This window comes from Natronoarchaeum sp. GCM10025321, from assembly GCF_042663585.1.
In the GTDB taxonomy this organism is placed as follows: Archaea; Halobacteriota; Halobacteria; order Halobacteriales; family Natronoarchaeaceae; genus Natranaeroarchaeum.
In genome coordinates this window covers 2,564,702-2,581,537 of record NZ_JBHTAN010000006.1, presented here as the reverse complement: position 1 = coordinate 2,581,537, position 16,836 = coordinate 2,564,702, and the positions used below count along the sequence as shown (strand labels likewise).

Below are 16,836 nucleotides of genomic sequence, written 5' to 3'. Positions count from 1 at the left end.
CGAGCCGGAAAGCCGGAGAAAATCTTTTAAACCCGCTTGGGGGCTCTCATCTCCCTCGTCGCTACTCGAACTTCTCTAGCAGTTCGCCGTAGAACTCGCTGTCGCGCTCGCCAGCCAGTTTCTCGACGATGAGTTCCGGCGTCGAGCGCGCGAGGTGGTCCTTGACCGGCGAGCGGTTCACCTGCAGTTCGCCGTCGACCAGCCCCTCGGCCTCGATGCCGTCGACGGTCACGTCGAACGCCGTCGTCTCCCGAATCTCGCCGGCGAGGTGGGAGACGAACACCGCCGTTGCACCGTTCTCGTGGAGCGCTTCGAGGATGCCCGCAATGATCTTCGCGCTCGCGCCCGGTTCGGTGATGCTCTCGAGTTCGTCCACGAGGACGAGGCTGCCGTCGCCGCCCTCGGCGAGGCCGGCGAACTCCCGCACCGTGCTCTCGAACGCGCCGGCATCGAGGGTCCCCTGCGTCTTGGCGTGATAGTGCAGGTCCTCGAACCGGGCGACGTGGGCCGTCTCGGCGGGGATTGGCAGACCCATATGTGTGAGGATCACGACTGTGGCGACCAGATCGAGCGTCGACGTCTTCCCACCGCTGTTCACCCCGGAGAGCAGTGCGACCCCACCGATCTCGTAGTCGACGGGGTCGACGGCCTCGATCGGCACGTCGAGCAGGGGCGACCGGCCGCCATCGATGGCGATGCGCCCCTCGTCCCCGCCGAACTCGGGCATCGTACAGCCGAAATCGTCGGCAAAGCGCGCCACGGCGAGTTCGACGTCCAGTTCGAGCGCCGCCCGAACCAGGGCCTCGGCGGCCTCGCGCTCGTCCGCGAGGTCGCTCGCGAGTTCGCGTTTGAGTCGGGTGGCGCGGCGATCACGGGCCGTCTTGAGTTCCTCGCGCAGTCGCGAGATGGCTTCCTCGTTGCGCTCGACCGGAAACGCCGGGTCGTCGCCGAACGCGCGGCGGGCGATCTCCGCTTCGCCGCTGTCGAGGTCGAGCGAGTCGACCAGTTCTTCGCGTGCGGCCGTCACCGCGGCGGCGTACTCGTCCGCCAACTCCCGGGACAGCAGGGAGTCGACGCCTGCACCCTGTTCGACCAGCGAGAGCAGATCCGACCCCTCGACGGTGACGTCCTGCTCGCGGATCGACTTGCGGAGGTGATCGTTTGCGACGCTCTCGGCTGTCGAGACGGCGGCGTCGAGGTCGTCGACCGCAACCGTGAGCCGGTCGAGTTCGTCGTCGCCAGCGACAGCACCGTCCGCATCCAGACGGTCGAGTGCCGCCTCCAGCGCGTCGAGATCACACGATGGCTCCAGATCTGTTCGGCGGTGGACGCGGATCGCGGCGCGCAGTCGGTCGCGGTTCGCCGCGAAAAACGCCAGTGGGCGTTCGGGAACGACCTCGCTTGGCTTGCCGAGCGCGTTCGGTTCGACGCGGACGTCACCCTCGACGTCGATGCCGGCAAACGCCTCGTCGAGCGCGATTACCGTCGAGTACCCCCGCGCGAGTTCGGCGAGTCCGCGGGTGTCCTCGACGACTTCGACGCTCAACTCGGGGATCGTGTCCGTCGCCTCTCGATACCGTTCGGCGTCGGTCGTCGCCAGACAGCGGTCCCGTACCCGGACATCGTTCGGTTCGTCGAGTGGTTCGACGTCCTTGAGCGCCGCCAGCGCGTCCGCGTCGACCTCGCGGGCTATCGCCTCGCGGGTGAAGGCTCGCACCTCTTCGACGCGGCTTCGCGCGCTGGTCGGGAAGAGGGTCTCCAGTCTGCTCTCCGCGTACTCGGTGACCGTCCGCTCCTGGAGCAAGCCGAGCACCTCGCGGTAGACCTCCCGTGCCCGATCAGTCGCCAGAAACTCGCCGTTGTCGTCGTGTTCCCGGCGGATCGCTCCGCGTGCGATCCGGGCTGCGCGTCCCTGTGAAATCCCCGGGGCCGCCGAGAGCGCCGCGACGTCGCCAGCCTCCAGCGCTCGCTCTGGGTCGTCCAACTCGGCCAGTGCCGTGGCGGTCTTCTCGCCGACGCCCGGAATCGCCTCGAACTCCATTCACTCGCCACATTCGATGCGAGCGAGAAAAAGGTCCCGGCGTGCTCGCCGGTGTCGCGACGCCCACGCTCTGGCTTCGAAGACTGCAGCGTGAGAATTCACTGTATATAGTGTATTGCCACAGATTTAGAGGTCAGTACGTCCCGTACTCACTCCCGATGAGCACGGGGTTTTTGCCGCGCCGTCCCGGACCTATCGACCGTGCCATCCGAACAGAACGCGCTGGGCGGCGAACTGGAACCGTGTAGCGAGGACCCGACGACCGGCTATCTGCGGGACGGCTGCTGTCGCGATATCGACGGTGATCCGGGCCGTCACGAGCTCTGTGCGGTGATGACCGAGGAGTTCCTCCAGTACAGCAAGGCCCAGGGTAACGACCTGATCACGCCGCGCCCGGCGATGGAGTTCCCCGGTCTCGAACCGGGTGATCACTGGTGTCTCTGCATCGGCCGCTGGGTCGAAGCGAAGGAGGCAGACGCCGCGCCGCCGGTCGTCCTCGAAGCGACCAACGAGTCCGTCCTCGATACGGTGCCGTTCTCGACGCTACTCGAACACGAGTACGAAGCGTAGCCCTTCTGCGCGAACTATCGGCCGCTTCGACGACTCTCTTCGACGAGCGGGGGCAACAGCCCCACAGGTGCTAGCGGCGTTCGATGAGAGCCGTTCCCGGCGAGCACCCCGGTCTCTGGGACGGTACTGCTCAGGCGGCGTCCGTCGACGCGTCGTCGAGCACGAGCGGGTCACCGTCCCACGTGATGTCGAGTTGCTGTCGGGAGAGATACGGCGCGAGTGCAGTCCGGGTAACGAGGCCGTGATACTCGCCGGATTTCTCGACGACTGGCAGGACGGAGACGCCCGCTTCCCGCATCCGATCCGCAGCCAGTCCGATCGGCGTTGCCGGCGGTATCGTCACGACTGGCGTCGACATACAGCTTCGGACCTGGTGGGCGACCCCGCCCTCGGCGACGGTTGCAACGATATCCGATTCGGTGACGATTCCGGCGAGTTCGTCCGACGACTCACGGACGAGCAATGCGGGCACATCCGGGTCTCGGAGCACGCTTGCCGCGTTCTCGATCTGACAGTCCGGCTGGATCTCCGGCGCTCGATCCGACGCCTCTCTGATCACGGGAATCTCGATTATAGTAGAATCTCACGGCCGCTCTGATTTATTTTGCACCGACAAAGATCTATTAATCCCTAATACTCTGTGGAGGCATACTGACGACTCGAATCGCGATCTGTCTCTCGGTCAGACGAGCAGCCAGGCGAGTATCTGGACCACTAGCACGACGAGCATCGTGGCTACGGTCGGTAACGGCGAGCGTCGTCGCGTGTACCAGAGTGTCCCCCAGGCCAGAAACGGGGTCGCCACAAGCGCGGTGACAGAGATAGGGTCCGGCAGGACCGTTGCCCCGAGCGCGACCGGCGACGCGACTGCGACGACTGCGACCCCGGCGTACAGTTGGCGGAGCCGTCCCGCGTCCCACCGCGTGGCCAGGGTGTACTTGCCGACCGCGGCGTCGGCCGTCCGGTCGGGCCAGGTCGTATCGAGCAGGTTCAGAAAGACGACGACGGTAAACGGGAGGCTCGCGGCGACTGCGGTCGCCGAGACCGAGCCAGTCGCCACGGTGTAGCCGTATACCGGAAGCACGAGGCCGCCTAGCAGTGCGTTATCGAGTTCGCCCCAGCCGTTCCAGGCGAGCGCGAGCGGCGGCAGTGAGTACTGCCAGCCGAAAACGAGGATGACGGCGAGCAGGGCAACCACGGTCGGAGAGAGCCGTTCGTAGAGCAGTACGACGGCGAGCACTGCCGCCACGAACGCTCCCACGGTGGCCTGTGCGGCGAGGCGTCGTGGCAGACCGGTCGCGTGCAGTGCGCCGCTCCCGCCCGAAAACGGCGTCCTGTCGGTCAGGGCGTCGGTCTCGTAGTCGGCGTACTCGTTGGCGTAGTGGACGCTCGCGGCGACGAGGAGCAACGGGGGGATGCCCGCCCGCAGTGCAGTCCAGTCGACGGTCTGGTGGACTGCGTGTGCGACCACTGCACCGAACCCGTAGACACCGAAAATGAGCAGTAACTGTGTCGGTCGGGCCATTCCCCACAGCGCGCGGAGCGTCCCAGTGACCCGGTTGCCCTCCTGCACGGTTACGCTTCGGCGTCGACCAGGTTAGCGACGATTTCCAGCAGTTCGTCCACGCTCGGGCGGTCTGCGGGCATCTCCCCGCGGTCGATATGTGCGACCGCCGGGCTGGTACCCCGGCTGTCGATGACGACTGTCTCGGGCATCCGGCCGATGATGTCGTGGAGCGAACCGAGCACGCCGAATCGCGTCGGTTGGCCGTAGGCGTCCGCGGCGTCTTTCCGTTCGTCGGCGAGCAGCGGGAACGGCAGGTCGTACTGGTCGTTCCACTTCTGCGTGCGGTCGGCAGGCTCCGGCAGCACCGAGACGACGTCGGCACCGAGTGCCTCGAACTCGTCGTACCGGCGAGCGATCTCCTGGACCTGCTCTCGGCAGTTCCCGCAGTGGTAGTCCCGCTGGAACAGCAGCACGATAGCGCGGCGCTCATCCTCGACCGCGTACTCCGAGAGCCGGAACGGATCGGGTCCAGTCGCGACGTTTGGTAGCTCGAAGTCCGTGAGTGTCGTGCTCATACCGTCGGATAACGGCGGCGACGGAATACCGCTGTCGGAAGCGGCGAGCGCTCTCGCTGGCGTATCAGCGATGCACGGCCGCGTCAACTATTTTCCTGCGAGCGCCCTAGCAGACGCTATCCGTGAGCAATACTTCGGGACGTACCGCTGGCGAGTCCTCCCTCCCACCATCCGACCTCGTCGCGCTCTCCGGTGATCTGCTGGGTGCTGTGCGTACCGACGGCTCAGTGGACGAGTACGTCGAGCAGGTTGCCGCCCTCGACGAGTCCTCGCTAGATCGACTGGGCGACGATCAGGATGCCCTGAAGGCGTTCTGGATCAACTGCTACAACGCGGCCGCTCAGATCGGACTCCAGGAGCTTTCGGATCCGCTCGACGACAAGCGCGCGTTCTTCGGCGACCGGCGGTTCGTCGTCGCCGCCACCCCCCGGAGCCTCGACGATATGGAACACGGGATCCTCCGCGCCTCCATGTCGAAGTACGGCCTCGGCTACCTTCCGTCGCTGTTCCGAGACGAGTTCGAGCGCCGGCACCGACTCTCCGAGGTCGAGTATCGGATCCACTTCGCGGTCAACTGTGGCGCGTCGAGTTGTCCCCCCATTCGTAGCTATCACGCCGACCGGATCGACGAGGAACTCGATATCGCCACCGCGTCGTATCTCGAAACGGAGGCCGAGTACGACCCTGACGCCGGCACCGTCTCGGTCCCGCGGCTTCTCCTCTGGTACCGCGGCGACTTCGGCGGTCGGGACGGAGTCTACGACCTCCTGCATCGCCACGAGGTCGTCCCCGAGAACGAACGCCCCAGCGTCAGCTACCGGAAGTACGACTGGACGCCCGTCGCGGGGATGTACGCGGACGCGACCGAGTGAGTCGTCACTCGCGTATTCGTTCGACCGTGTAGGTCAACCCGACTTCGTTCGTGTTGTTCTCGTCCGCGTAGCGTTTCGCATCGGTGCGGGTCTCGAACGGTCCCGCGACCTGGTCGCCCTCGAGCGTCACGTAGTACTCGCTCATCTCCTCGAACGGGGGAACGGCGGGGATAAAACCGTTGTGGCCGCGGCGAGCAGGATAGCGCCCTGCAGACCGTCTACGAGCAGGGTGGAGCTATCTTCGAGCACCAACGATGACCGCTCACTCGTCGAGATGTGCCACGACGCACTCCCGGCCGAGTATCGCCACGGTGCCGTCGATTTCTATCTCGGTCACCGCACAGTTGCCGACGTCGATGTCGGCAATCGACTCGATGATATCCAGCCCCCGCAACTCTCCGAGAACGACGTGTATCGGCCCGCCGTGGGTTACGACGACGACCGTTTCGTCGTCGACCTCGGCCTGGAGCGCGTCCCAGGCATCGAGCACCCGCTCGCGGAAATCTATCCAGCTTTCGCCACCCTCCGGCCTCGCCTCGGCCCCCGCGTAACCGGCCTCGACGACGGAGTACTCCGGGTAGCCATGGAAGAGCGCCTCGTAGCCGAGACCCTGCAGGACGCCGAAGTCCCGCTCGCGCCACGCACGACTGGTCGTCACGTCGTCGACGTCCACCGCACGCCGTATTTCCCGGAGCGTCTCGACTGTGCGCCGCAAATCCGACGCAACGATCCGGTCGACATCGTACCTGTCTGCGAGATGCTGGCCGAGCGCGGCCCCCTGCACCCGTCCCCGCTCGTTCAGGCCGACTGGGGCCCAGCCCTGTACCCGCTGCTCGTCGTTCCACTCCGTCTCGCCGTGGCGGACCAGCACGACCGTACCCATCGTCGCTCCGTTTGGACGCTGGCGAAAAGTATCTTCTGTCGGGGAAGAACCGACGGACCGGCCGTATCGATTGGCTTCTCTAAACGTTCGGCCAGTTCTTCAGCCAATGTGCGACCGAATCAGATATTCGTGGAGAAACACTACACGGACGGGCGAATATTGGGTGATTCTATACACTGGTTATACTGGCTGTACTCGATGGTATCGATGGACGACGCGGAGCTACCAGACGAGTGGAGTCGAGACGAGCGGTACGACCGACTCGCACGTCGGTCGGGGAACGACCCGAAGTACGTCGGCTACGTACACGATTCGGGCGACGTCCGGATCCACGTCGCGTTCCCCGAAGCCGAGAGCGGTGACAGAGGCACGTACACCGTCTTCGTGACGCTGTTTCCCTACACCGAACTCTCGGAGTCAGGGGAAGTGCGCGCCGTGACCACCCGCGACCGCTCCGAAGAGATCGCTCACGAGTTTATGAAGCTATTCGACGGCGTGTATGACGGTCCTGAAAACATCGAAGAGGCCATCGACTACGCCCTTCAGCGGACCCGCCCCCCGGACGTCGCGGATACCTCTCTGATCAACGAGAACGGGCAGCGATAACGTCCTGGGCGAGCGCAAACGACGGACGGCTCTCTGGGTGTTCCGTCTCGATTATCTACCGGTCCACTTGACCAACTGCAGCGTCCCCTCGAACAGTCCGACCATCGTAATCGCGACGAGTAGCGGGGCCATCCCGGTCGGATCGGGGCTGAACAGGAACGCGACGCCGAGGAACGCGCCCCAGAAGTACAGTCGGTTCTCGATGAGCCACTCCCGCGAGGTGAGCCCCATCATGATCGCCAGCATGATCAACAACGGAATCTGGAACACGATCGCCATCAGCCCGAGCATCGTCAGGATGAGCCCGAAGGTATCACTCAGCCCGAAGGCGACGAACATCTCCTCGGCGCCGTTGGAGTAGTACAGGAAGTACTCGAACAGACCGGGCAGGATGAGGAAGTACGCAAACGCCATCCCGACGACGGCGAGTACGAGGCTGGTCGGTATGGCAGCGAGGTAGTACCGCCGTTCGTGGGGGTACAGCCCGGGCCGCATGAACAGGTACGTCTGGTAGACTCCAATCGGTAGTGCGAGGGTTAGCCCGCCGATGCTCGCAAGCTTCAGCTCGGTCAGCTTCAACTCCAGCGGCCCGTAGACGTGTGGTCTCGCGATTTCGGCCTGCGGCAGGACGTCGAACCACATGTAGATGATGACGTCCGATGCGAACGGGAAGAGGGCCAGGGTCACGATTGCGGCCGCGAACAGCACGACTGCGAGCCGCTGGATCATCTCCTCGATGTGTTCGGTCAGCGGCATCTCCTCGTCGTCCGGCGGCGTCTCGGGGGCGTAGTCGTCGTCTCTCTCGTGAGCGGGCAACTCCGTCGTCGCGTGGCTCCCGTCAGTCCGCGCCGCGCCTGCCGTGTCCGCGTCAGGATCGTGTGCCGTTTTGACGCCCGTCTCGGACTCGTCTTCGGCTTCGTCGTCCGGTTCGGGTTCCTCGTCGCTATGCTCCGATCCTTCGTCGACCTCGTCGGTCGGCTCCGACTCTTCGGTTGAGTCGGTCTCGGCATCTACGGGGTCGTCGTCGCCCGCTTCCGACTCCTCGTCGGAGTCGGTCTCGTGCTCTACCGACTCGTCGGCGTCCGGTGTTGGCTCTTCATCCCCGACTTCATCGTCCGGTGCCCGCTCCTCGTCGTCCTCGGAGTCTGCGTGCGCGTCGCTCGTGGCGTCGTCGTCCGATTCGGTCTCGCCGTCGGACGCCTCGCCGCCCGTGGCGTCGCCGTCCGCTTCGGCGTTCTCTTGCCACGGGGGCTTTGATCGACTGTCCCAGTTCTCCGCGGCCGCGTTCTCGTCGCCGGAGCCGTTTCCGGCGGAGTCCGCGCCGTCGTCACCGGTCTCTTGCTCGTCCGCGGCGGAATCGGGATCACTCTCTGCGCCCGATCTATCGGGAGTAGCGTCGCTATCCGGCGACGAGTCGGGTCCGGAAGCGTCCTGCGTCTCGTCGTCGGGGAGGTCCTCGTCTTCTTGCTCGGTCGGATCCTCGCCCATCTGATCGAATGTAGGGCCACGATCCGTTATAGGCCTTTTTACTGCAAACCCGGAGAAGAAGATTGATAACGGCAAGCGGTCAAGTCCCGGTAGTCTATGAGTTCGGCCGTCGACGACGACACGGCCCAGACGATCGCCGAGGGGCGCGAGACGATCGGTGGGATTCTCACTGGCGCACAGAAGCATCTCCAGAAGGCGTTTATCGCCTTTGTTATCGGGATGATGGGGACGATCTGGGCGATGCGGATCTACGTCTGGAACTTTCTCGAAGCCAACACGAAGTCCCGGATGAGCGAGGCGGTCGCCGCCAACACTGATATCGTCGTCCGGACTCCCTTCGACGTCATCCTCCTACAGATCAAGATCGGGCTAGTCGTCGGTGCGCTGTTTACGCTCCCGGTGATCCTCTACTACGGCCGTGAGGCAATCCTCGAACGCGCCGAAGACGCGGTCCCGATCAATCAACGCCGGATCGCCGGTTTCGCTCTCGCCATTCTCACACTGTTCGTCGGCGGTATCGTCTACGCCTACGCATTCTTCTTCCCGTTCATGTTCGAGTTCCTCGCGACGAACGCGACGAACGCGGGGATCAAGCCTAGCTACGGTATCGTCAGATACACCGAGTTCATCATCCTGTTGACACTCTCGTTCGGTCTCGCGGCCCAACTCCCGCTCGTGATGGCCGTGCTTTCGTACACCGAAATCGTCTCGTATGAGACGTTCCGCGACAAGTGGAAGTACGCGGTTCTGGGCATCTTCGTCTTCGGGATGATCTTCTCGCCGCCGGACCCCTTCACCCAGATCATGTGGGGCGTCCCGCTCGTGACGCTGTACGCGGCCAGTCTCGGTCTCGCCAAGGTGATCACGAACGTCAAGCGGGCCGGACAGGCACCCGACGCCGTCGACTCCGGGAATTTCCGCCGGAAGGCACTGACACTCGGCGTCGCCGTGGTCGGTGTCTTCGCCGCCGCGTTCGCCTTTCTCTCGCTGGGTGGGATCGAACTGCTCAATCAGCAACTGCTTCCACGACTCCCCGAACTGCTTCGTCCCGGCGGTGAACTCACTGCCGGTGAGACGGTCGACCAGGCCGTCATTGCGCTGCAGGTCGCCGTCTTCACGGGCCTGCTCGGCGTCGCCTACTACACGCTGCAGGTGCTCAAAGCGCCCGTCCAGCCGAAGTACTCCGAGCGCGGCGTCGGCGGCCCCGCTCCCGCGAGCGCCGGCAAACCGGCCGAAATCGATCTCGCGGAACTCGATGCCGGTGGGATCAGAGCGGCACCGCCGGAACCGTTCATCGACCTGACCGAAGACGAGGCGCTCGGCCTCGCAGAGGCGGCGATGGAGGACGACCGGCCGGAGAAAGCGCAGGCCATCCTCGACCGGTTCGACGAAGTCGAGGAGGCACACGAGGCGGCCGCCCCGGCCGAAATCGACCTCGCAGAACTCGATGCCGGCGGGGTCAGAGCGGCACCGCCGGAACCGTTCCTCGATCTGACCGAGGACGAGGCGGTCGGCATCGCACAGACGGCGATGGAGGACGACCAGCCGGAGAAAGCGCAAGCGATCCTCGACCGGTTCGACGAGATTCAGGAGGCCGAACCGGCCGCGGGCGAGAGCGACGACGCGGCCACCGCCGGCGTTCAGGAGGACGACTCCTCGAACGTCGTCACCGACACCGCAACCGGGATGCTCAACCCGTTCCTGGAGGAAGACACCGACGAGGAGGAACTCGGCGGCTACTTCTACGATATGCGGTTTATCGTCGAGAGCCTCACATCGAAAGTGTTCCGCATCTTCGGCGTCTTCACCGTCGTCTTCGTCGGCCTGTTCATGTGGCTCTACTCCGGCGGGATCGGAACGATCCGCGAGCAGTTCCTCGCCCGCGTGCCGGCGGAGCTACGGACTGACGTCCAGCAGGCCACCGCGGCAGGGATCACCCGCCCGACCTATCTACCGGGCGTCGAGGTCAACGAGGCGTTCTCGGCGACCGACGAGGTCATCGCGCTCCATCCCGTCGAAGTGCTGATCTTCGAGGTGCAGGTCAGCAGCATTATCGCCCTGGTAGCCGTGCTCCCGATGATCCTCTACTACGCCTGGCCAGCGCTCGAAGAACGTGGGCTCGTCAGCAGCGAAGGTGGCTCCCGTAGCGTGTTCTACGCCTGGGGTATCTACCTGTTCGCCAGCCTGATCGGCGGGAGCCTGCTTGGCTTCTTCGTCATCGCGCCGGGGATCATCTCCTATCTGGTGACTGACGCCATCGACGCCGGCGTGGTCGTAGCGTTCCGGCTGAGAAACTTCTTCTGGATGGTGTTCTTCCTCACCGCTGGGATCGGGTTGCTCGCGAACATCCCCATGACGATGTGGCTGTTTGCCCGGAACGACATCATCTCGTTCGAGTCGATGTACGACCGCTGGCGGATCGTCACCATCACCGTCTTCGCGCTCTCGGCGGCGTTCTCGCCCGGTGGGCTGTTCACCATGATGTTGCTCGCTATCCCGACCGCTCTTGCCTACCTGATCGGGCTTGCGATCCTCTGGGTGCTCACACTGCCGCGACGGAAGATCGGCCGGCGTGGGGAGACGCCGTCCTGATCGATCCCTGCGAACCGTCTCATAATCGACAGTCCGTCTGCTCTCGGTAGTGACAGTCGCCATTCTCATTAGGGGCCGCGAGTATCCTCTCGTATGCCAAAGATCAGCGTCGAGGTTCCGGCGGAACTACTCGATGACCTCGACGACCACGTCGGGGAGGACGGCAAGTACGTGAACCGTAGCGAGGCGATCCGCGCCTCGGTTAGAAAGAACCTCGATATTCTCGACGAGATCGACGAGCGTCACGGCCGCCTGGATTCCGAGGACTAGTCGATCCGTTCCGCGAAGCCGAACTGCGATTTGACCGCGTCGACCCGCACGTCGACGGTCTCACCGATCTCGGTATCCGGGACGAACAGCCGAAAACCATCGACGCTGGTGATGCCGTCGCCCTCGCTCCCGACGTCCTCGATGGTCACGGTCAGTTCCTCGCCCGCTCGGACCGGTGCGGTCAGTCGTTCCTTCGCGACGAGGTAGACCTCGGAAGACTCGTCACGGGAGGCGTCCGGTGTCATCGTCCGGACGTATTTGAACTCCTCGTCGATGTCCTCGCGAAGCGGTTCCAGATCCTGGCCCTGGAAGATCTTCACTGCGAGGTCGCCGCCGCTGTCGAGCACGTCGAGCGCCGTCTCGAAGGCCATCCGCGCGAGGTGGGCCGAACGGGCGGCGTCGAGGTGGTACTCGCCGGTCATGTTCGGTGCCATGTCGGAGATAACGGTGTCGACGTCGCCTGCGACGTCGCGGACCTGCTCGCGGGTGTCCTCTTCGGTCATATCCCCGCGAACCGTCTTGACGGTCGCTTCGGACTCGATATCGTCGATCCGCTGGCGGTCGACGCCGATCACCGTTCCCTCCTCGCCGACTTCCTCCGCCGCGACCTCCATCCACCCGCCGGGGGCGGCACCGAGGTCGACAACCACGTCACCCTCGCCGAGAAGGTTCTCGTCGCGGTCTAGCTGTTTGAGCTTGAACGCCGAACGCGAGCGGTAGCCCTGCTGTTTCGCCCGATTGTAGTATTTGTCTTTCCGCGCCATCTGATTGTCTCTATTTGTCCGGCCGGCCGTATACGCACTTCGCTTGCCGTGTTCCATCTCCGGGCGCTCTGCCCTACGCGCGAGCGCGAACGCGTGGGTTTTTATGGGGTGGGGCTACAAACTGTTGGTATATGTTCAAGGCGATCGTTAGCGCGGAGACGCTCAAAACGGCACTCGACTCCGTGAGCGTGCTGGTAGACGAGTGTAAGATCCATCTCGACGAGGACGGCATCTCTATTCGTGCGGTCGATCCGGCCAACGTCGGCATGGTCGACCTCTCGCTCGACGCGGTGGCGTTCGAGTCCTACGAGGCTGATGGCGGCCTGATCGGTGTCAACCTCACTCGACTCGAAGATATCGCCGGGATGGCCGACTCCGGTCAGCTTATCGAACTCGAACTCGACGAGGAGACACGCAAACTTCACATCCAGATCGACGGACTGGAGTACACCCTCGCGCTGATCGACCCCGACTCGATCCGCCAGGAGCCCGACATCCCGGATCTGGATCTCCCCGCGGAGGTCGTCATCGAGGGGAAGGATATCGACCGTGCGGTGAAAGCCGCCGATATGGTCTCCGATCACATCGCGCTGGGGGTCGACGCGGCCGACGAACAGTTCTACGTGCAGGCGGCCGGAGACACCGACGACGTCCACCTCGAACTCGACGAGGAGGACCTGATCGATCTCCAGCCTGGTGACGCAGAGTCGCTGTTCAGCCTCGACTATCTCAAGGATATGAACAAAGCGATCGCCAACGACGGCGAAGTGACGATGGAACTCGGCGAGGAGTTCCCCGTAAAACTTCACTTCGATATCGCCGAGGGCAATGGCAACGTCACCTTCATGCTCGCTCCGCGGATCCAGTCGGACTGAGGCCTGCTGCCAGTTCTCACTCGCTGGGTTGAAGACGACCATTTATTACTCTCCACACACCACATACGACCACGTCGAGCGGTAAAACAACCGCAAATCGCGACGTAAATAACCATCTTCCGTGAAGAATCTATGACAAAGTCAATCGCAGTCAGCAACACGCCGTTTATTAAAGAAGACGTAATCAGTGAACAGCTCTCATCGATCGATCATGAACTCGTCCCTATCGAGACGGGCGACGCAGACGCCATCGTCGAGGCCGATCCGAACGCAGTGATCCTCGACGTGAACACGGCCGTCGGTGCCGATCTGATCGATCAACTCGACAGTCTTGAGATCGTCGCAAGAGCCGGGACTGGCTTCGACAACGTCGACGTCGAAGCCTGCGAAGCGGCCGGGATTCCAGTCGTCAACGTCCCCGGCTACTCGACCAACGAGGTTTCGACCCACGCCTTCTCGCTCCTCCTTGCATGTCGCCGGACGCTCGTCGAGTACGACCGTGAAGTGAAAGACGAGGAGTGGAACTGGATGCCGGACCGTCCGTTCCCGCGGTTTTACGGTTCGACCCTCGGCATCGTCTCGTTCGGGACGATCGCCCGTCGAATCGCCGAACTCACCGAAGGGTTCGATCTCGACCTCGTCGTCTACGACCCGTACGTCGACCAGGAGGTCGCCGACGAGTACGACGCCGACATCGTCGAGTTCGACGAACTGCTCGAACGCTCCGACGCGGTGACGATCCACGCACCGCTGACCGAGGAGACCCACCACATGTTCGATGCCGACGCCTTCGACACACTGGCCGACCACGCCATCGTCGTCAACGTCGGCCGGGGCGGGATCATCGACGAGGAAGCGCTGTACGAGGCACTCGTTGACCGCGATATCTTCGGTGCGGGCCTCGATGTCCTCGAAAAGGAGCCACCGACTGGCTCGCCGCTACTGGAGCGGGACGATGTCGTGCTCACGCCCCACGCAGCGTGGTACTCGGCGGACTCGCATCAGGATCTAAACGAGATCGTTTCAGGAGACGTGCTGCGCGCGCTGCAGGGCGAAGAGCCCGAGAACACGGTCGAGCCGAAAGGCTGGTAGCCCGGCCCTAGTGGCCGTCGATCACTCGTTTTGCTGCGACCGCTTTCTCCTTCCAGCCGTAGCCCTCCTCGTGGACGTGCTCTTTCGTGTCGACGAGTTCCTCCGGCGAGGACTCCTCGAACCCGCCGCGGGCCCACGTGCCGCTCTCGTGGAGCCAGTCGATGACGTTCTCGCGGGTCTCGGGCCAGTCCAGACCGACCATCTCGAACCAGGCGATCAACGCGAAGATGCTGTTGTCGTGACAGCCAGGTACGGAGCCCTCCTCGTAAATCGTCTTGACGGGGTCGTGTGTGGGCGTGCTGACGCGTTCTTTGCGCTCTTCGGGCGTCAGTAGCTCCAGCACGCCGTCGGCCTCGCGGACGCGGTGTTCGCGCTGTAACTGATCGAGTGCCGCGGCGTGGAGGCCACTCCAGCGCGCGTCGACTGTCTCCCGGAGCGCCGACTCGGCGCACGGCTCGGCCGACAGGACGGCCAGAATCGCGGTGTACGCGTGTTCGATCTCGCGCCACTCCGTCCCCGAGAATCGGCAGTCCGGCTCGTGGAGGTTGTTCGTCGTCCGGCAGCCGGGACACGGATACGCGAAATACGACGTCACACCCCTCCATAGGACGTCGTTAACAAAAATGGTTGTCGGATCGGTCGTTTTATCCTACCGCAACCGCAATCCGGGAGCGATGAAGCGCCTCTACGCGCGGTACCCCTTCCTCGACGATGCCCGCGAGGCCGTTGAGGCGGCCGAGGTCGACCTGGTCGAACTCGTGAACCGGGACGGCGCGACCGCCGTCGAACGGGCCGTCGAGCGCGTCGACGCCGCGCTGAGAGAGGGTACGATCGGCGAGTCCCACCGTCGCAGCCGCGTCGAGTTGCTCTCCTACCCCATCGCCCGCGTGCTGGTCTCGCTCGTCGACGAACACGTGCTGATCCGCAAATACGCTCACGCGGAAGCGGCCGCCGCTCGCGAGCGGTTCGAGGCGGATCTCTCCGCGGACGATCAGCTCAAAAGCACCAGCGGCGAGCGCCTCTCGGTCGACCGCCTCCTCGCAGAGTTCGATCTGAACGATGATATCGAGGAGACGACCGAGGGCTACCGGGTTGCAGTCGGTCGGTATCTCCGACTTGCGGCTGATCTAGACGGCGAGGACTGGCGGCTTGTCAACCGGGCGCTCTCGGACGGGACCGTACCGGTCGAGGAGACCGAACTGCACGACCTGCTCCAGCAGGCGATCCGCGACCGGATCGCCGAGGGGCTTCCCCTTGCAGTTCCGGAGGCCATCGCGACGGGTCTCGACGAAGCCGTCGGCCGGATCGACGACTCGCTCGCTGACCGCCAACTCAGCACTGACTTCGATGCCGTCCGCCCCGACCTGTTCCCGCCGTGTATGCGCGCGCTGCTCGACCGGGTCGACGAGGGCGAGGACCTCGATCCACCGGGCCGGTTCGCGCTCACTGCCTTTCTGGCGAGTCTTGGGCTGTCGCCCGAGGAAGTCGCCGACCTCTCCACCGGCGAGTCCGCCGACGGCGAAGCCACCCGCTATCAGGCCGCACATCTGGGAGAAGACGGGGCGGGCGAGTATCCGCCGCCTAGCTGTGCGACGATGGACGCCTTCGGAATCTGCGTCGACAAGGACGAGCTATGTTCAGAGATCGATCATCCGCTCACCTACTACGGCGAGCGCCTCGACGCCGCCGAGTCTACTGCTCGAGACTGAGATCGGGATCTTCGTCGGATTCTTCCTCTTCGCCGCTGACCTTGTACGCCAGCAGTACGCCGACTCCCGCCATCAGCAGAATGAAGAAGATCACGCTACCGACGAGCATTATTCCGCCCTGCTCGGTCAGTGCGCCCTCTGTCGCGTAAGTCGACCCGACGAACACCATCGTAGCGATCATCAGCGCAACTGCTCCGACGGCGCCGACGATCTCGATCACTCGTTCCCGCTCGATATCCATACCTGATCGAACCCACGGGCCGATCAAAAGCGCTTCGAAGGCACTGTATCGGCTTCCGAGAACCCGTTTCCGGAACCCCCGGAGCAACCGCCCCACGTCGGCGATTGCCGAAATCCCGGCACTGAGGCGCGAATCCGCTGAGGTCGGGAACTCCCAATGTTTACACTATCTATTAGTAGACAAAATTTAACAATATTTATTACGAACCGCGTGCATATCTTTACTCGTAACACTGGTGATCAGCCATGCAGAGCGGACCAGCCAGTTCCTGGATGCAATCCCTGGATTTCCCGAGTCGACTCTTCGAAACCGGTAGTAACGACTTCGAACTGTACGAAGAGGACGACGAGTTCGTCCTGAGCGTCGAGATGCCGGGCTTCGATCCCAGAGAGATCGACGTCTCGTGGGACGATGGAGTTCTCAACATCGCCGGCGAGCAAGAGGACGAACGACGCGGCGAGCGCCGGACCTATCACCGGCGGTTCCGGTTCCCGAAGACGGTCAACGACGACGAGATCGAAGCCCAGTATACGAACGGCATCCTCGAAGTGCGACTGCCGGTCGAGACCGGTAGTGAGGTCACCGGCAAAGAGATCGAGATCCAGGCCTGATCGCGTTGTCGTCCGACCGTATCGAATTTTTCAGGGGTGATCAGCATGCAACTGACAGTGAAGCAACTCAAAAACCTCGATCCCGGTAGCGGAATGGCTGTCATCGACCGTGAAGTACTGGGTGAACTGGGCGTCAGCAG

General features: G+C 63.8%; 19 protein-coding genes. 9 read left to right on the top strand and 10 right to left on the bottom strand.

What is annotated here, in order from left to right; translation table 11 throughout:
- Positions 1-61 precede the first annotated feature (61 nt).
- Entirely contained in the window at positions 62-2,041 is a 1,980-nt protein-coding gene (locus ACFQL3_RS16150) for a MutS-related protein (RefSeq protein WP_377056158.1), read from the bottom strand.
- A gap of 201 nt (positions 2,042-2,242) precedes the next feature.
- Here ACFQL3_RS16150 and ACFQL3_RS16145 point away from each other — a divergent pair, with 201 nt between their 5' ends.
- Positions 2,243-2,611: a DUF2237 family protein gene (locus tag ACFQL3_RS16145; protein WP_377056156.1), complete on the top strand. Its 369-nt coding sequence runs from the start codon at positions 2,243-2,245 to the stop codon at positions 2,609-2,611.
- 130 nt (positions 2,612-2,741) lie between these two features.
- On the opposite strand, the gene ACFQL3_RS16140 is transcribed toward ACFQL3_RS16145, so the two are convergent.
- The 3 genes from ACFQL3_RS16140 to ACFQL3_RS16130 all read right to left on the bottom strand — a co-directional run bounded on the left by ACFQL3_RS16140 (position 2,742) and on the right by ACFQL3_RS16130 (position 4,693).
- The gene (locus ACFQL3_RS16140) at positions 2,742-3,170 is read right to left on the bottom strand and encodes a CBS domain-containing protein (RefSeq protein ID WP_377056154.1); all 429 of its coding nucleotides are present in this window, start codon (positions 3,168-3,170) and stop codon (positions 2,742-2,744) included.
- A gap of 123 nt (positions 3,171-3,293) precedes the next feature.
- Complete coding sequence (locus ACFQL3_RS16135) at positions 3,294-4,184, bottom strand: prenyltransferase (RefSeq protein WP_377056152.1); 891 nt, start codon at positions 4,182-4,184, stop codon at positions 3,294-3,296.
- Between the two features lie 2 nt (positions 4,185-4,186).
- On the bottom strand, positions 4,187-4,693 hold the full coding sequence (locus ACFQL3_RS16130; protein WP_377056150.1) for a peroxiredoxin family protein: 507 nt from the start codon (positions 4,691-4,693) through the stop codon (positions 4,187-4,189).
- A 122-nt stretch (positions 4,694-4,815) separates the two neighbouring features.
- On the opposite strand from ACFQL3_RS16130, the gene ACFQL3_RS16125 reads away from it, so the two are divergent.
- Positions 4,816-5,565, top strand: a complete 750-nt coding sequence (locus tag ACFQL3_RS16125) for a DUF547 domain-containing protein (protein ID WP_377056148.1) — start codon at positions 4,816-4,818, stop codon at positions 5,563-5,565.
- A gap of 4 nt (positions 5,566-5,569) precedes the next feature.
- Here the strand turns inward: ACFQL3_RS16125 and ACFQL3_RS16120 are convergent, their stop codons facing one another.
- A complete protein-coding gene (locus ACFQL3_RS16120) occupies positions 5,570-5,710 on the bottom strand; it encodes a hypothetical protein (RefSeq protein WP_377056146.1) in 141 nt (46 codons plus the stop codon).
- Positions 5,711-5,827: 117 nt separating this feature from the next.
- On the bottom strand, positions 5,828-6,448 hold the full coding sequence (locus tag ACFQL3_RS16115; protein WP_377056144.1) for a histidine phosphatase family protein: 621 nt from the start codon (positions 6,446-6,448) through the stop codon (positions 5,828-5,830).
- A 198-nt stretch (positions 6,449-6,646) separates the two neighbouring features.
- Between ACFQL3_RS16115 and ACFQL3_RS16110 the strand changes: the two genes are divergently transcribed.
- On the top strand, positions 6,647-7,054 hold the full coding sequence (locus ACFQL3_RS16110) for a hypothetical protein (RefSeq protein WP_377056142.1): 408 nt from the start codon (positions 6,647-6,649) through the stop codon (positions 7,052-7,054).
- A 51-nt stretch (positions 7,055-7,105) separates the two neighbouring features.
- Here ACFQL3_RS16110 and ACFQL3_RS16105 read toward each other — a convergent pair whose 3' ends face one another.
- Positions 7,106-8,542, bottom strand: coding sequence for a twin-arginine translocase subunit TatC (locus ACFQL3_RS16105; protein WP_377056140.1), 1,437 nt, complete (start codon positions 8,540-8,542; stop codon positions 7,106-7,108).
- 96 nt (positions 8,543-8,638) lie between these two features.
- Between ACFQL3_RS16105 and ACFQL3_RS16100 the strand changes: the two genes are divergently transcribed.
- Together ACFQL3_RS16100 and ACFQL3_RS16095 are read left to right on the top strand one after the other, a co-directional pair.
- Positions 8,639-11,134: a twin-arginine translocase subunit TatC gene (locus ACFQL3_RS16100; protein WP_377056138.1), complete on the top strand. Its 2,496-nt coding sequence runs from the start codon at positions 8,639-8,641 to the stop codon at positions 11,132-11,134.
- A 93-nt stretch (positions 11,135-11,227) separates the two neighbouring features.
- Positions 11,228-11,404 carry a ribbon-helix-helix domain-containing protein gene (locus ACFQL3_RS16095; RefSeq protein ID WP_377056136.1) on the top strand — a complete coding sequence of 59 codons (177 nt, stop codon included), beginning with the start codon at positions 11,228-11,230 and terminating at the stop codon, positions 11,402-11,404.
- On the opposite strand, the gene ACFQL3_RS16090 is transcribed toward ACFQL3_RS16095, so the two are convergent.
- Entirely contained in the window at positions 11,401-12,168 is a 768-nt protein-coding gene (locus ACFQL3_RS16090) for an SAM-dependent methyltransferase (protein WP_377056134.1), read from the bottom strand. The two genes, ACFQL3_RS16095 and ACFQL3_RS16090, sit on opposite strands and share 4 nt — an antisense overlap.
- Positions 12,169-12,299: 131 nt before the next feature.
- On the opposite strand from ACFQL3_RS16090, the gene ACFQL3_RS16085 reads away from it, so the two are divergent.
- A complete protein-coding gene (locus ACFQL3_RS16085; RefSeq protein WP_377056132.1) occupies positions 12,300-13,043 on the top strand; it encodes a DNA polymerase sliding clamp in 744 nt (247 codons plus the stop codon).
- Positions 13,044-13,175: 132 nt separating this feature from the next.
- A complete protein-coding gene (locus ACFQL3_RS16080) occupies positions 13,176-14,135 on the top strand; it encodes a C-terminal binding protein (protein ID WP_377056130.1) in 960 nt (319 codons plus the stop codon).
- Between the two features lie 7 nt (positions 14,136-14,142).
- Here the strand turns inward: ACFQL3_RS16080 and ACFQL3_RS16075 are convergent, their stop codons facing one another.
- Entirely contained in the window at positions 14,143-14,730 is a 588-nt protein-coding gene (locus ACFQL3_RS16075; protein WP_377056128.1) for a DUF7474 family protein, read from the bottom strand.
- A gap of 79 nt (positions 14,731-14,809) precedes the next feature.
- Between ACFQL3_RS16075 and priL the strand changes: the two genes are divergently transcribed.
- The gene (priL, locus tag ACFQL3_RS16070) at positions 14,810-15,844 is read left to right on the top strand and encodes a DNA primase regulatory subunit PriL (RefSeq protein ID WP_377056126.1); all 1,035 of its coding nucleotides are present in this window, start codon (positions 14,810-14,812) and stop codon (positions 15,842-15,844) included.
- Here the strand turns inward: priL and ACFQL3_RS16065 are convergent.
- Complete coding sequence (locus ACFQL3_RS16065) at positions 15,828-16,085, bottom strand: DUF7472 family protein (protein WP_377056124.1); 258 nt, start codon at positions 16,083-16,085, stop codon at positions 15,828-15,830. The two genes, priL and ACFQL3_RS16065, sit on opposite strands and share 17 nt — an antisense overlap.
- A 245-nt stretch (positions 16,086-16,330) precedes the next feature.
- Here ACFQL3_RS16065 and ACFQL3_RS16060 point away from each other — a divergent pair, with 245 nt between their 5' ends.
- Positions 16,331-16,696: an Hsp20/alpha crystallin family protein gene (locus ACFQL3_RS16060; protein ID WP_377056122.1), complete on the top strand. Its 366-nt coding sequence runs from the start codon at positions 16,331-16,333 to the stop codon at positions 16,694-16,696.
- Positions 16,697-16,836 lie beyond the last annotated feature (140 nt).